Origin of the sequence: Hymenobacter sp. 15J16-1T3B (genome assembly GCF_020711235.1) — a bacterium.
GTDB lineage: Bacteria > Bacteroidota > Bacteroidia > Cytophagales > Hymenobacteraceae > Solirubrum.
Window position 1 is genome coordinate 128,386 of record NZ_JAJFAV010000013.1, and the last position, 15,116, is coordinate 143,501.

Annotated in this window: 10 protein-coding genes; 3 read left to right on the forward strand and 7 right to left on the reverse strand. The window is 65.9% G+C overall.

Annotated features, from left to right (window positions below):
* Positions 1-2 precede the first annotated feature (2 nt).
* Together LJ737_RS20070 and LJ737_RS20075 are read left to right on the forward strand one after the other, a co-directional pair.
* Positions 3-1,754 (forward strand): phospho-sugar mutase, encoded by a 1,752-nt coding sequence (locus LJ737_RS20070; RefSeq protein WP_227768539.1) that lies wholly within the window; start codon positions 3-5, stop codon positions 1,752-1,754.
* A 215-nt stretch (positions 1,755-1,969) separates the two neighbouring features.
* The gene (locus LJ737_RS20075; RefSeq protein ID WP_227768540.1) at positions 1,970-2,461 is read left to right on the forward strand and encodes a hypothetical protein; all 492 of its coding nucleotides are present in this window, start codon (positions 1,970-1,972) and stop codon (positions 2,459-2,461) included.
* A 3-nt stretch (positions 2,462-2,464) separates the two neighbouring features.
* On the opposite strand, the gene LJ737_RS20080 is transcribed toward LJ737_RS20075, so the two are convergent.
* The 5 genes from LJ737_RS20080 to LJ737_RS20100 all read right to left on the reverse strand — a co-directional run bounded on the left by LJ737_RS20080 (position 2,465) and on the right by LJ737_RS20100 (position 9,809).
* Complete coding sequence (locus LJ737_RS20080; RefSeq protein WP_227768541.1) at positions 2,465-4,603, reverse strand: hypothetical protein; 2,139 nt, start codon at positions 4,601-4,603, stop codon at positions 2,465-2,467.
* A 357-nt stretch (positions 4,604-4,960) separates the two neighbouring features.
* Positions 4,961-6,646 carry an ABC1 kinase family protein gene (locus LJ737_RS20085; RefSeq protein WP_227768542.1) on the reverse strand — a complete coding sequence of 562 codons (1,686 nt, stop codon included), beginning with the start codon at positions 6,644-6,646 and terminating at the stop codon, positions 4,961-4,963.
* A gap of 145 nt (positions 6,647-6,791) precedes the next feature.
* A complete protein-coding gene (locus LJ737_RS20090) occupies positions 6,792-7,295 on the reverse strand; it encodes a phasin family protein (protein WP_227768543.1) in 504 nt (167 codons plus the stop codon).
* 172 nt (positions 7,296-7,467) lie between these two features.
* Positions 7,468-8,457: an alpha/beta hydrolase gene (locus LJ737_RS20095; RefSeq protein WP_227768544.1), complete on the reverse strand. Its 990-nt coding sequence runs from the start codon at positions 8,455-8,457 to the stop codon at positions 7,468-7,470.
* A gap of 170 nt (positions 8,458-8,627) precedes the next feature.
* Positions 8,628-9,809 carry a lysophospholipid acyltransferase family protein gene (locus LJ737_RS20100; RefSeq protein WP_227768545.1) on the reverse strand — a complete coding sequence of 394 codons (1,182 nt, stop codon included), beginning with the start codon at positions 9,807-9,809 and terminating at the stop codon, positions 8,628-8,630.
* Positions 9,810-10,030: 221 nt separating this feature from the next.
* On the opposite strand from LJ737_RS20100, the gene LJ737_RS20105 reads away from it, so the two are divergent.
* Positions 10,031-12,553 (forward strand): reprolysin-like metallopeptidase, encoded by a 2,523-nt coding sequence (locus tag LJ737_RS20105; protein ID WP_227768546.1) that lies wholly within the window; start codon positions 10,031-10,033, stop codon positions 12,551-12,553.
* 93 nt (positions 12,554-12,646) lie between these two features.
* Here LJ737_RS20105 and LJ737_RS20110 read toward each other — a convergent pair whose 3' ends face one another.
* Positions 12,647-13,930, reverse strand: a complete 1,284-nt coding sequence (locus LJ737_RS20110) for an aspartyl protease family protein (RefSeq protein WP_227768547.1) — start codon at positions 13,928-13,930, stop codon at positions 12,647-12,649.
* A gap of 76 nt (positions 13,931-14,006) precedes the next feature.
* Complete coding sequence (locus LJ737_RS20115; protein ID WP_227768548.1) at positions 14,007-15,080, reverse strand: o-succinylbenzoate synthase; 1,074 nt, start codon at positions 15,078-15,080, stop codon at positions 14,007-14,009.
* Positions 15,081-15,116: the final 36 nt, after the last annotated feature.

Consider the following 15,116-nt stretch of genomic DNA (forward strand, 5'->3'; position numbering starts at 1 on the left):
ATATGGCCCTATCCGCTGACGTTCAACAGAAAATCAACACCTGGCTTACCGGCAACTACGACGACGAAACCAAGGCGGAAATCACCCGACTGCAGGCCGAGGGCGACGAAGAAAGCCTGAACGACGCCTTTTACCGCAACCTCGAATTCGGCACCGGCGGCCTGCGCGGCGTGATGGGCGTGGGCTCGAACCGCATGAACCGCTACACCCTGGGCATGGCCACCCAGGGCCTGTGCAACTACCTGCTGCAAAGCTTCCCCGGCCAGGAAATCAAGGTGGCCGTGGCCCACGACTCGCGCTTGAACTCGCGCGCCTTCGCCCAGACGGCCGCCGGCATCTTCTCGGCCAACGGCATCACGGTGTACCTCTTCGAGGACCTGCGCCCCACGCCCGAGCTGTCGTACACCATCCGCCACCTGGGCTGCCAGAGCGGCGTGGTCATCACCGCCTCGCACAACCCCAAGGAGTACAACGGCTACAAGGTGTACTGGAACGACGGCGCCCAGGTGGTGGCCCCCCACGACAAGAACATCATCCGCGAGGTCAACGCCATTGAGGGCGTGGACGCGGTGAAATTCCAGGCCGACGAGTCGAAGATTCACCTCATCGGCGCGGAGGTCGACGATGCGTACCTGAGCCAGGTGCAGAAGCTGAGCATCAACCCGGCCGCCATTCAGCGCCAGCACGACCTGAAAATCGTGTACACGCCCATCCACGGCACGGGCATTACCCTGGTGCCGCCGGCGCTAAAACGCTTCGGCTTCACCAACATCCACGTGGTGGAAGAGCAAGCCACGCCCGACGGCAACTTCCCCACCGTGAAGTCGCCGAACCCGGAGGAGAAAGTGGCCATGCAGATGGCCCTGGACCAGGCCAAGCAACTCGACGCCGACCTCGTCATTGCCACCGACCCGGACGCCGACCGCGTGGGCATCGGCGTGAAAAACAAGGACGGCGAGTGGGTGCTCGTCAACGGCAACCAGACGGCCGCCCTGCTCACGCACTACCTCGTGTCGGCCCGCCAGCAGGCCGGCAAGCTCAATACGACGAAGGACTACATCGTCTACACCATCGTCACCAGCGACGTGCTCGGCGACGTGGCCCGGCGCTACGGCATCCGCTCGTTCCAGACCTTGACGGGCTTCAAGTACATTGCCGGCATCATCCGCGAGTTTGAGCAGCAGAACGACGGGCACTACTACATCGGCGGCGGCGAGGAAAGCTACGGCTACATGATCGGCGACTTCGTGCGCGACAAGGACGCGGTGTCGGCCTGCTGCCTGATTGCCGAAATGGCCGCCGTGGCCAAGGACCAGGGCCGCACGCTCTACGAGGAAATGGAGCAGATGTACCGTACCTACGGCCTCTACAAGGAAGACCTCATCTCGCTGACCAAGAAGGGGCAGCGCGGCGCCGAGGAAATCCAGGAAATGATGGCCGAGCTGCGCCAGAATCCGCCCGCCTCGCTCGGCGGCTCGCCCGTGGTGCAGCTGCTCGACTACCAGCTGAGCCAGGCCCGTGACCTGCGCACCGGCCAGGTGACCCCGCTGAATTACGAGAAGTCCAACGTGCTGCAGTTTCTGACCGAAGACGGCTCCAAAGTCTCGGCCCGCCCCTCCGGCACCGAGCCCAAAATCAAGTTCTACTTTAGCCTGAAGCAACCGAATTTCGGCGCCGACGAGTCGTTCGAGGGCGCTCTGGCGGGCCTGGACGGCCGCATCAAGCAAATCATCCAGGAAATGCAGCTGCAGTAACCGGGTTTAGCAAGTAGCCCAAATGTTCCACGCTGGACAGTTGACGGCAGTAAACCATATTACTTTTAAAGGCCGGGCAGCAGTGTCCGGCCTTTGTATTTGGCCCGTGTTGGCGCGGCGAATCGGCGAAATTTACTGTCAATTCCGCAGCGCTTGCCTTAGCAACGCCAAGTTTAACTACCGGCTTAGGACGGACGCATGCCGCCTATATCGTTATGATTCACGAAGTCCGCACTTCTGCCCGCTCGTTTTGGGCCGGCCTGCCGGTGCTGTTGTTTGGCGTGTTTGCGCTGCTGGCAGCGCCGGCGGTGGGGTGCTTGTTGCTGCTCATCGGCGCCGCCATTGCCACGAGCTACCGCGCCGTCGAGCTGGACATAGCGCGGCGGCGCTACCGCAACTTCACCTGGGTGCTGGGCTGGCATGCCGGCCGCTGGGCACCCCTGCCCCCTACCACGCGCGTGGTGCTCAAGCCCCACTCCGATACCATCGTGTACGCCGCCAGCCGCCGCGGCCGCTTCGGCACCGACAGCTACATCAGTAGCTCCGGCCGCTACGAGCACCTGACCCTGCTGCTGTCCGTGCCCGATTCCATTATTGGGGAAGTAATGGAGGAGTTCACCCTGCGCCAGCGCGCCCGGGCCATTGCCGTCGGGCAGCGGCTGGCCGAGGTGCTGGGCGTGCCGCTGCTGGTGCTGGAGGGTGTGTAGCCACTACAGCCGCACCCCGATGCCCGGCCCGAACAGCACGAACCAGTGGTACTTGTTATTGAGCAGGTAGCCCCCGCCGAGGTAGAGCGGAAACGTCAGTTTGGCGTCGCGGCGGGTGGGGTACACCGAGCCCAGGATGACGATGCCCAGGTCGCGGTTGGCGTTGTTGTCCGGGTTGAGGTTGAACGCATTGAGCGCCACAAACCCGGCCCCGACTTTGTAGGGCCGTAAGCGGTTGATTTTTTCGGGGTTGTAGAAGCTAAACTGCGCCAGCGTGGCCAGCGAAATACCGCCGAAGGACGTGTAGTTGCCGTTTGGTTCGCCCAGTTTGCGGGTGAGCAGACCGGCCGGGAAGCTGATGTCGATGTCGAATTTGTAGGTGCGCTTGAGCACCAGCTCCACCACCTGCGTGAAGCCCGGGTCGCTGTACTGCCCGGCTTGGTGCTTCACCGTCACGATGATGCGGCTCCACTCGTCCAAGTCGTAGGTTTTGCGGCTGAGTAGGGCGTTTAGGCTCAGCGCGTCGGTGCGGCAGGCCTTGTCCTGGTAAAACACCGAACGCGGCGAGTTGTCGCCGGGGCAGATGACTACGTTGTCGACGGTGCGGATTTCCACCAGCTCGCCCTTGGCGTTCAGGGTGCGGATTTCGAAGCTCAGAAACTGCTTGCCGTAGAGGGCCTTGTCCGAGTCGAGGCCGTTGGGGTTGAAGTTGAACACCACGTCGCGCACGGTGTGGCCGAAGAGCACCGGGCCGTTGAGCTGGGTGATGGGCCGGGCCGTTTCGCCGTAGCTCACCGATACAAAATCCAGCGGGTGCGGGCGCTGGAACTCGCGCACCGACAGGGCGTAGCCCGTGGCCTGCCCGGCGTTCATGACGGTGCTCTTGCGCTTGTCGAAGGTCACCGGCACCTGCACGCGCAGCACCACCCGCGAGTCGGTGCGGATGGACGAGTCGGAGGGAATCACGGGCAAATCCTCGAAGTGGAAGCGCGCTTTCTGCAGCCCCTCCCCTTCCAGGCGCACGTCCACGGTTTCGCCGGGGCTCACGCTGAGCGAGGACGTCCAGTCGCCGCCGCGGTGCAGCACCTGCACCCCGCTGATGGTGGTTTTGGGCGTGATGTCGAGGTTGGTGACGTACAGCGCCTGGTCGTTGAGCTTGAGGTAGAGGTAGCCCTCGGTTTGCCGGTGGGTGTTGTAGGGGCGCAGGTAGCAGAGCACCCGGTCGTTCGACAGGTACTGACGCGTAAACAATTCACCGATGAGCGCGCCACCGGGCTCTTCCTGGTCCTCAATGCGGTAGGTGCGGCGCAGCTCGAAAAAGCGGCCGTTGTCCAGGATCAGCTCGGCACCGCGGCGGCGGCTGGCCTCGTCCAGGGTCACCATGCGCTTGTCGGGCGTCAGAAAGCGCAGGCGGGTGGCTTTGACGGTGAATTCCTGCCGGAGCGCGGGCAGGGCGTAGTTGAGCCGGCCGCCGCTCTGCAGCATGGGCCGCTCGCTCTGCAGCTTCACCGTGAGCGTGCGGCGCCCGAGTTGCTTGGGCAGCACGTGCAGGCGCAGCGTGCCGTTGGGCTCCCGGGTCACGCGGTAATCAAACTCCTCGGTGCGCACCCACTCGCCGGTGGCGCGCACGTTGCGCGGGTTCGAGCTGTTCAGCTCCAGCACCTTTTCTTCGCCCACAAACAGCTCGTCGTCGGCGGAGCGCAGGCTGACGGCGGTGTAGGCCACCGGCAGCAGCGGCACCACGTCGCGCAGGGTTTCTTCGCCGGTCGCGCCGGGCTGCTCCACCACCAACCGGATAAACTGGCTGCTGGTCAGGTCCTGAAACTTCAGGCGGGTGCGCCAGGCGCCGTCCGGCTCGCGGGTAAGCGAGTCGAGCTGCTGGAAATCGGCCGATTTGCGCAGGCGCAGGGGTTTGTCGCCGGCCACGCGCTCGGGGTACAGGCGCAGCTCCACCGTCTCGTCGTCGCGCCGAAACCAAAAGAACAGCGTCGGCTCGCCCTGCACGATGACCGTATGGCGGCTAAGTTGGTAAGTGGCCGTGTCGGTGCGCAAGCTCACGTCGCGCAGCAACGGTACCTGGGCCTGCGCGCGGCCCACACCTAACCAGAGCAGGACGGCAAACGCGCCCAGCAGTCGTAACATCCTAGAAAGTCCCACGGTGCAAAAATAGACCACGGTTTTGAGGGAAGCTGCAGCTCGGGCGGATTTTGGGCTGAATGCGCTGGTTCACCAGCCGTCATGGCAAAGCGGCCCGGCGGTGGCGCCACTAGTCATTGCGAGGACGCAGGACGAAGCAATCGTTCCTCTCGCGGCACAAACGGCACGACTAGCAGAAGCAAAAAACAGCCGCGCCCGAGACTGATGTTACAGTTTCGGGCGCGGCTGTTTTCGGTCAGGAAGGGTTGCCGCGGCGGTGCTCCTGGAGGAAGGATTGGCTACGCCTTCCTGCGGGTGCCGCGCTTCGCTCGCAACGACGGCCGGTAAACCGGCGCGTCGCCGTTACTGCTTTTCTCTTCTGATGGTCAGGATAAAGAGCACCAGCAGCCAAAAGGCCGTGGCGCCCAGGCCCCACCACGTTACGCCGGGCAGGCCGTGGTAGTAGGGCATCTGCCCGGCGGGGTAGTTGCCCAGCAGGCTCAGGCCCGAAAACAGCAGAAACGCCACCGCCAGCAGCGTAATAATACCGCGCGACACCAGCCGCTCGGCCGTGCGCAGCAATGGCTGGTAGCCGCCGAGCTGGGCCTGCACGCGCAAGTCGCCTTTGCTGAGCTTGCGCACAATCTGGCGCAAATCTGTCGGCAGGGTGTACATCAGCGCCAGCAGCTGCTGCCCGGTGTACTGCAGCTCGGTGGTCACGTTCGACACCGAATACTGCTCCAGAATCAGCCGGCGGCCGTAGGGGCGCACAAACTCGAAGGTGTTGAACGAGGGGTGCAGCACCTTGCCGATGCCCTCCAGAATCACCAGGGCCCGCAAAATCAGGAACACCGAGCCCGGTACCTGCAGGCGGTAGCGGTAGATGATGGTTTGCAGGCGCTCGGCCAGCGCGCTCATGCTCATTTCCTTCACGTCGAGGCCGGTGAAGTCGTCGATGAGCTGCTGCAGATCGGCCTCGAAGGTGCGCATGTCGCGGATGTCGGCGGTAATGGCCAGGCGGCGAAAGTTCAGGGCCATGCCGCGCGCGTCCTGCTGGCTCATGCTGATGAACACGCCCGCGAAGGCGTACTTCTGCTGCTTGGTCAGCCGCCCCACCATGCCGAAATCGATGAGCACGATGGTGCCGTCGGGGCGCACCAGCACGTTGCCGGGGTGGGGGTCGGCGTGGAAGATACCGAACTCAAAAATCTGCGTCAGGTAGATGTCCATGCCCGTTTCGGCCACCGTGCCGGGGTCCAGGCCCCAGCGCAGCAGCTGCTCCTTGTCGGTAATCTTGCAGCCGCTGATATACTCGATGACCAGCACCCGGCTGGTGCTCAGCTCGCGGTAGGGCCGCGGCACGTAGAAGGTCTGGTACTCGGCGTAGAGCTTGCGAAACTGGTCCATGGCCCGGGCCTCGGAGGTGTAGTCCAGCTCCGCCATCATGCTGCGCTCGAAGGCCTCCACGATGTCCTGCGGGTTGCTCAGCCCCTGCTTGCGCAGGTAGCCGCCGGTCAGCTTCACCAGCTCGCGCAGCAGGGCTAGGTCGGTGGTGATTTTGTCGCGGGCGTCGGGGCGCTGCACCTTCACCACCACGTCGGTGCCGTCGAGCAGGCGGGCCTTGTGCACCTGCCCGATGGAGGCCGAGCCCAGCGGCGCGTCCTCAAACTCGCTGAACACCTCCCCCAGCGGCTGGCCCAGCTCTTTTTCGATGATGCGCTTGGCTTCCGCGGTGGCGAAGGGCGGTACCGCGCTCTGCAGCTTGGCAAACTCGTCGACCAGCTCCTGCGGCAGCAAGTCGGCGCGGTTGCTGAGCACCTGGGCCAGCTTCACGAAAGTCGGCCCCAGCTCCTCGATGACCATGCGCACCCGCTCCCAGCGCGACGTCTCAAACACCGTCTGCTCGCCGTGCTGCCAGGTGCGGCGGCGCTGCCGCGGCACCAAGCGCCGCAGCGCCGTGGTGGTTACCGCGTCCTCAAAACCGTAGCGCAGCAGCACCTCCACCACTTGGCGGATGCGCCCCAGGTTGGTCATCGTGTTCTTAAACATCGGGCGTGAAAATGGGGAAATTGTTCGGGCTTGGCGGCTGTCGAGGTGGAGACAGTTTGCGTCCCGAAATCAGCCGCCCGCAAACACAACAAACCCTGCCCCCGAATCCGCGGGCAGGGTCGCTGAAACTAGTAACCCGGCAGGCTTACGAAGCGCTATCAGCGGATGCCGCCGAATCCGACTTTTTAGCCGTAGCTGCTCCGCCCTTGCTGCCCGCCGCCGATTTCTTGGCGCTGGTCGAGGCCGCGCCAGCGGCTTTGGTGGTAGCCTTGGCCGCCGTTTTGGCCGCGCCCGTCGCCGAAGCCGCCGGGGTGCTGGCTTTCTTGCTGCCGCTGGTGCTGCTGGCCGCGGCGCCCGCCGCCGATTTGCTGCCCGAGCCCTTCACGGTGCGCTTCAGCTCCTCCACGTCGGCGCTGGACGCCACGCCCATGCCCTTCATCACGCGCTTGGCGATGCTGTTGATCTGGGTTTCGAACTCCTTGCGCTTGGTGTCGGTGTTTTTCTGCAGCGACTTGAGGATTTGCTCGCCCTCCTTCTGGGAGAGTTTGTTTTCCTGCACCAGCTGGTTGATGGTGTCCTGCACCCGGTCGTTGGTGCGCGAAACGAACCCCACGCCGGCGTAGATGAACTTCTTAAACAGGTCTTCCATGAGGGGAAAAGGTTGGGATGATGAAAACCGGCGCGCCAGGCTTTCGAAGCCGAAAGTAGTATGCATGCCGACTACCTGACACAAACCTACGAAAAGCTAAATATTCCGGGAGGATTGACGGCCACTTTTTTGCTGAAAAAAATCATGGCTTCAATGCGTTAGGTTCCGCAGCTCACGCCGCGGCCCGCACCGGGCGGACGGCGAATTTGCCGACCACCGGCTTTTTCCCGGGTGCGCGCACGGCTTGGCGGGCCGCCTCTTGCGCCTGCCACACCCCGCCGACAAACTCGGCGGCGCGACTTAGCGCAAGCTTGGCCTCGGGCACGGTGCGCCAAAACAGGTGCCACCAGTGCACCAGCCCGTCGAATACCTGCACCGTGACGGGCACGCCGGCGGCCCTGGCCCGAGCCGCCAGGGCCAGCGTATCGGCGTACAGCAGCTCGCCATCGGATACCTGCAGCAGCAAGGGCGGCAGGCCGCGCAGGTCGGCGTACAAGGGCGAGAGCAGCGGGTTGGTGAGCGGGGTGCCGGCGGCGTAGCGCTGCCCCCAGGCCCGGATTTCCAGTGCTTCCACGAATTGGTCTTCGCCGTGCGGGCGGGCCGCGCTGCCGGTGAGGGCTAGGTCGCTCCAGGGCGAGAAGCAGAGTGCAGCGGCGGGCAGCGCCTCGCCCGCGTCGCGCAGTTGCTGCAGCAACGCCAGCACTAAGCCGCCGCCCGCCGAGTCGCCAGCCAGCACTACGTCTTCGGCCCGATAGCCTTGCGCGAGCAGCCAGTGCCAGGCGGCGCGGGCGTCGTCGAGGGCGGCGGGAAAGGGGTGCTCGGGGGCTTTGCGGTAGTCGGCGGAAAGGGCGCGCAGGCCGCAGCGCTGCGCCAGTGCCCCGATGAAGCCGCGGTGCGTGTTCAGGGAGCCCATCACGTAGGCGCCGCCGTGCAGGTAGAGCAGCACGCGGCCCGCGGCGGCGCCTTCCGGCTCGATCCACTCAGCCACCACGCCGGCCGCCGCGGGTACGCGCTCAAAGTGCACGTGCCAGGGCATAAACTGAAGCAGGGTGCTCAGTTCCAGGCCCAGGCGCAGGGAGTCGGCGCTGGGCCGGCGCCGGGCTATGGGCCCGGCCGCGGCCGCGAGCAGCCGCTTGATGAGTTGGTGCTGAAAGGAAGGCATGCGGGTGGGATGGCGGAGAAAGGAACCGCGTCGGCCGCGAAGCCGATGGGCCCGGAGCTGTAGGCGTGGTGCTTCTGTAACGAAGCGCCGCGGCAAAGAGTTGAAATGTATGAGGTTTCCGGGCGATTTGGACGGCGGCCTGAGCAACCTCAAGCGCCGCCCCAATGGGCTTACTGCTGCCCCGGCAGCTTCTCCCCGATCTTATGCCGGCGGTAGCCGCGGATGGCCACCGGAATCAGCCCGAGCACGGGAATAAAAAAGCTGAGCACAAACGGGTTGCGCCAAAGCAGCCGCAGCGTAGTGCCAAAACCGCTGAGCCGCAGCTTGTACTGCGGGCCGTACTTGCGGTAGCCGCGCTCAAATTCGTGGAACAGCAGCGGCCAGAACGGCGGCAGGTAGAACGGGAAATAGCGCCAGTTGGCCTTCATGCGCTGCCACAGCTCCCCTACCCGGAAGGGCTTCTGCCCGTACCGCCCCACGGCGTCGGTCAGTTCCTGCTGCATCTGGTCGTGCACGCGCTCGGTCAGGGCCACGAAATCGTCGCGGGTCAGGTCTTCGAAGGGGCGGTCGGTCCAGTCGCGGGGGCGCAGGCGGCTGCCGAGCACGAAGGTCAGTTTGGCCGGAAACGCCATGTAAAACACCCAGGGCTGCAGGATGATACCAATCAGCAGCCAGGTGATGGGCAGGAAGGGAATGCCGATTTTCTTGACCCACTTGTTGATCCACTCGAAGCTGTATGCGCCGGGGTTCAGGTACTCGGCGTTGACGGTGGAGAAGAGCACCAGGTCCGTTTCGTGCTGAATGCTGAGGCGCACCACGCTGCTGGCCAACCGCTGCAACTCGTACTTCCGATTAAAGCCCTTGCCGATGCCCGGCACGCCCTCCGGGTACAGCATCAGGTTGTGGTCGTTGTAGTACATCATCGTCTCGAAGTTCAGCGTGGTGGCGTCCACGCAGCCCGCGCGCTTCCAGAAATCCGGAATCAGGAACGGGTTCATCAGCGCCGACTGCGAGAGCAGCGGGGCGGCTAGCGGCCGGGGCATGTCGTGCGGCTGGGGCACCGAGCGATACAGGCTGGCCAGGGCCACGATGGCGTCCCAGGGGAAAGCCATGCCCGAGTGGTTGGAGCAGAAAATCAGCGGCCGCTCGGGGTTGTTGCGCTGGGGAAAACGTTCGAGGAAGCCCACCAGCTCGGAGCGAAACCACACGCGGTCGAGCAGTTGCAGCACGTTCTGGTCGAGGGCGCGCACGAAGTCCTCGTCGAAGTAGTCGGCGTAGATGTGCTGGTTGGCACGAATGGCCGCCGGCGGCGACTGCGACGGCGGAACGGCGGGGGCGGAAGCCGGGGGCATGGGGCGGGAATGCGGCGGGCGAAAAATGAGGTGGCGGAGGCCGGATTCCAAGATAGGACTTTGAGCGCGACATAAGCCCTAGCCGCCACTACGCGCAAACGAGGAGTTGGAAAAGTCTCGTAACGGCCCTGTGAATCAATTAATTATTTACAATTATTTGTTTTAATAATTATACATTAATCTTCTCCACCGCTATCGGCCACCTTTTCCCTACCTCTCCAATGAAGCTCGTCTACATCTGGTGTCTGGTGCTGGTGCTGAGTCCGGCTTGGGCGCAGCAGCGCCAAGCGGTGCTGTGGCGCACACCCGCAGTCAACCCTCCCCTTCCCGCCACGCTGCGCACCGCCCGCCCTGTGCTGGCCGATGCGGCGCAGCTACAGGCCGTGCTGGCCGCCGCGCCCACCGAAGACCGCGCCGCTGCCGGTCCGTTGCTGCCCGTGCCGCAGCCCAACGGCAGCACGGAGTATTTCCGGGTGTGGCAAACCCCGGTGCTGGCGCCGGCCCTGGCGGCCCGCTACCCCGATATCCGCACCTACGCCGGGCAGAGCGTGAGCAACCCCAGCGTGACGGCCCGCTTCGACCTGACGCCGCTGGGCTTCCACGCCCAAGTCATCGGCGGGGCGCAGGGGCGCTACTTCGTCGACCCGGTGCCGGGCACGCCGGACGCCTACCGCAGCTTTGCCGCCGCCGACCGGCGGGCGCCTGCGCCCTGGGGCTGCCAGACGGTGGCCCCGCCGGCTGGCTCGGCCCCGGCCGCGGCCCGCACCACTGCCGCGGCTTACGGCGCGCAGCTGCGCACCTACCGCCTGGCATTGGGCTGCACCGGCGAGTACGCGGCGGCCGTCACCACCGCCGCGGGCGCGGCGCTGACGAAGGGCAACGTGCTGGCGGCCATGACCACGGCCATTAACCGCATCACCGGCGTCTACGAGCAGGAGCTAGCCATCCGGCTGCAGCTGATTGCCGGAACCGACGCGGTTATCTACCTGGACGGCAACGCCGACCCGTACACCAACAGCAACATCAGCATGATGTACAACGAGAACCGCACGGTGATGAACGGCGCCTTCGACCCCGATGCCTACGACATCGGGCACGTCTTCGGCACCACCGGCGGGGGCGTGGCGGGCGTGGGCATCGTGTGCCAAACCAGCACGGGCAGCGGCATGCCCCGCCACAACAAGGCCCGCGGCGTAACGGGCATCGGCAGCCCGGTAGGCGACGCGTTCTACGTGGATTACGTGGCGCACGAAATGGGCCACCAGTTCGGAGCCAACCACACCTTCGACAGCGTGACCGATGCGTGCAGCGGCACGCGCAACGCTGCCACGGCCGTGGAGCCGGGCTCGGGCACCACCATTATGGGCTACGCCGGCATTTGCGGGGCCGACAATTTGCAGCCGCACTCCGACGCCTTTTTCCACGGCATCAGCCAGGATGAAATCCTCGCGTTTTTGGCAGCCGGCGGCGCCTGCCGGGCCGGCGTGGCCAACGGCAACGCGCTGCCGACCGCCGATGCCGGACCCGATTACTCCATTCCACAGGGCACGCCCTTCATGCTTACCGGCACGGGCACCGACGCCGACGCGGGCACCACGCTCACGTACAGTTGGGAGCAGATGGATACCGGCGGCAACGGCGGCGCACCCGCGGCGGCGGGCACCAGCCCCTCGGCCCCGCAGTTTCGCTCGTTTGCGCCCAGCCTGAGCTCCAGCCGCACGTTTCCGCGCCTGACCAACCTACTCAACAACGAAGCTTCCTTCGGGGAAATTCTGCCGCTGGTCCCGCGCACGCTCAACTTCCGCCTGACCGTGCGCGACAACCGCCCCGGCGGGGGCGGCGTGGCCTCCGACGCCATGCTTATCACGGTGTCCGAATTGGGCCCGCTGGCCGTCAGCAGCCACAACGCGGCCACCACGTTTGCGCCGGCGGCCATGACCACCGTAACCTGGACCGTCAACAACACCGACCTGCCGCCCATCAGCGCCACGGCGGTGGACATTCTCTTCGCGGCTGACGGGCGCACCTACGACCGCGTCCTGGTCAGCAACACGCCCAACGACGGCACACAGCTGGTGCAGCTGCCCAACCTGCAAACCACCACCGGCCGCGTGATGGTGCGGGCCCGCGGCAACATCTTCTTCGACGTGAACAACGCCGACATCACCCTGAGCGGTCCGCTGCCCGTAACGCTGGCGGCGTTTGAGGCCCAACGCAAGGGCGACAACAGCATCCTGCTGACCTGGACCACGGCCCAGGAGCGCAACAACCGCGGGTTTGAGGTGCTGGCCCAACGCCCGGACGACCCCGCTTGGCGCAAAATGGCCTGGGTGGCGGGCGCCGGCCAGAGCGACGCGGCTCGGCACTACACCCAGCAGCTCGACAACCTAACACCTGGCCGCTGGCACCTGCGCTTGGAGCAGGTTGATTTCGACGACACCCGCACCGCCAGCGAAATCCGCGCGGTGGACCTGCCCGTGCAGACGGCCGCGGCCAGTTGCTACCCCAACCCGGCGACCGAGCGGGCCACCGCGGCCCTGGTGCTGCCCCAGGCGGCCACGGCCACGCTCCGGCTGCGCGACGTGCTGGGCCGCACCGCCCTGGCGTTGCCGGCCCGCCCGCTGCAGGCCGGCTGGCACCAGCTGCCGCTCGACCTGCGCGCCCTGCCCCCCGGCCTCTACACCTGGCAGCTGGAGTTGAGCACCGGCCAAGTGCTGCGCGGCCGGCTGCAGGTGGCGCGGTAACTTTGCTCTAGGCCCCGACGCACGGCGGCCCGCCGGTCTGCTAGACCGGCGGGCCGCCGTTGGTGTTTGCGCAACGGGGTTCTGTCGCCGGCCTCACAGCTGGCGCCGCAGGGTCATGTTGGTCACGAACAAGTCGCCGTCGGCGCGGCGCACGAAGACGAGAAGGCGGCGGCCGTCGGCGGAGTGCAGCAGGCGCGTCACCTGCGTCAGCGACATGTTGGCCACGGGCTGCAGGTTGATGGAAATTAGTTCGTCCTGGGGCAGCAAGTTGGCTATGGCCGCCGGCGAGCCAGGCTCCACGCGTTGAATGATGTAGCGCCGGTACTGCGGCCCGCCGGCCAGCAGCTCCAGCCCGCACATATCGTGTTCGAACGGGTCGCGAAACAGGGCGTTGGGCCGCAGCCACAGCCGGTTGTGCGGGTAATCAATGACCACGGAGAAGCGCTTGAGCAGCTCGAAGCCGATGTTGCCGTTGCGGACCACGCCCACCCGCGCCCGCACGGCGGCATCGTCGGGAAACGAAGCCACCAACGAGCGGATGTGGTAGCGCCCTAACTGCAGGGCCTTTACGCGGCCCAGGTAGCCGCTCACGTCGCCGCTCAGGCCGCGCCCCAGGTAGGAGCGCAGCCGCTGCGCCGGCAGGGTCAGGCGCTGGTCGGAGCCCACTTCCAGCGAGAGGGCATGCCCGGCGCCGGTGTCGAGAATGAGGCGCAGCGGCAGCTGCACCGAGTCGTTGAGCACCACGTCGGTGGTGATGTAGGACCGGTCGCCCTCGATTTCCAGGGGCAGCTCCACCCAGCTGCGGCCACTCGGCGGGCGAAACGCGTCGGGGCGGTGCAGGGTCAGCACCTGTTTTTCGGCCTCCACGGTCACGGCGAAGCTGCGAAACACATCAGCCCCGAGGATGCCGTGGATGGGCCGCCCCACGTAGCCCGATAGGTCTAGAATGTCGTCGGAAAGCAGCAGCAAAGAGAGGTTTTGCGCCGCGGCCAATTTTTTGTCGCCCAACTCCACGCGCACGCTGTCGGTCACGAAGGCCACCAGGGGCGCTTCCTCGCCTACGCCGGCTACGAGGTACTGCTGGCCCAGGCGCAGGTTCAGCGAGTCGCGCAGGCCGGAGTCGGTGATGATGGACTTGCCGACCCCAGTGTCGAGAATGAAGTAGTACGGCCCGCGGCCGTTGAGGCGCACCGGCAGCACAATCAGGTTGCGCTGCAGCTCAAAGTTCAGAACGGCTTGGCGGGCGCGGGGACGGCGCAGCTGGAATGCGGACGGCTGCCCCAGCGCATCCGGCAGGCCCAGCAGCAACCAGCACAAGCCCAGCAACAGCCCCGCGCGGCGGTGCCACAAGTGGAAAAATGACCAAGGCGCGGCCATGAGGTGCAACGGGCGGGAAAGGATGGGAGTATCGAGGGAATAAGATACTAAATCTTCCGCCCGTTTGCCAGAGTTCTTAGCCGGGCAGCTCCCAAGTGCCGCCGGCCTGATAGTGCAGCTGCCCGCCACTCACGTGCAGAGGCGAGGCTAAGTTGTTGTGGTACAGCTGCCCCGTGCCGAGACCCTGGGCCATGTCGCCAATGGAAAATTCGGCGGTAAACTGCCCGATGGCGTTCAGCCCCACGTTGGATTCTAGGGCCGACGTCAGCCACCAGCCCAGGTGGCGCGCCTCGGCCAAGGCTATCCAGCGGCGCGTGGCGGCCAGCCCACCCAGCAGCGTGGGCTTGAGCACCACGTAAGCCGGGCGCACCGCGTCGAGCAGCTCGGCCTGCCGCGCCGGCTCGGTTACCCCGATCAGCTCCTCGTCGAGGGCTACGGGCACGGGCGACGTGCGGCACAACTCGGTCAGCGCCGCCCACTGCCCGGCCCGGATGGGCTGCTCGATGGAGTGCAGTCCGAACTCGGCCAGCTGCGCCAGCCGCGCCGGGGCCTCGGCCGGGGCAAAAGCGCCGTTGGCATCCACGCGCAGCACCAGCTCGGTGGGGCCCGCCACGGCGCGGATGTCGCGCAGCAGCTGCAGCTCGGCCGCGAAATCGATGCCGCCGATTTTCATTTTCAGGCAGCGGTAGCCCTCCGTCAGCTTCTTGCGGATCTGCGCCTGCATAAAGTCCGCGTCGCCCATCCACACCAGCCCGTTGATGGGCAGGCCGGCCTCGCCGCGGCTGAAGGCGTTGTCGAACAGCTGCCGCCGCCCGCCCGCCCGCCAGTCGAGCAGGGCCGTTTCGAGGCCGAAGCGCAAGGCGGGCCACTCGGGCTCCACCAGCGCCGGCACCACGGCGGGGTCAGCTTCGGCGTACCGGCGGGCGTTGAAGTCGGCGCAGAGCTGCTGCAGGCGGGCTTCGAAATCGGGCCGGTCATCCGGGCTCAGGCCGGCCAGCGGGGCGGCTTCGCCGAGGCCCAACTGGCCGGGGCGGGCGGCGTCGGTGAGCTGCAGGTACCAGGCTACGTGCTCGGTGAGGGCCCCGCGCGAGGTGCGGGCCGGAAAGTTGAAGCGCAGGGGGCGGCGGACGTAGTGCAGGCGCAGGGCCATAAGCAGACAGATGCGGGTGAGCGGGGCCAAAAGTAA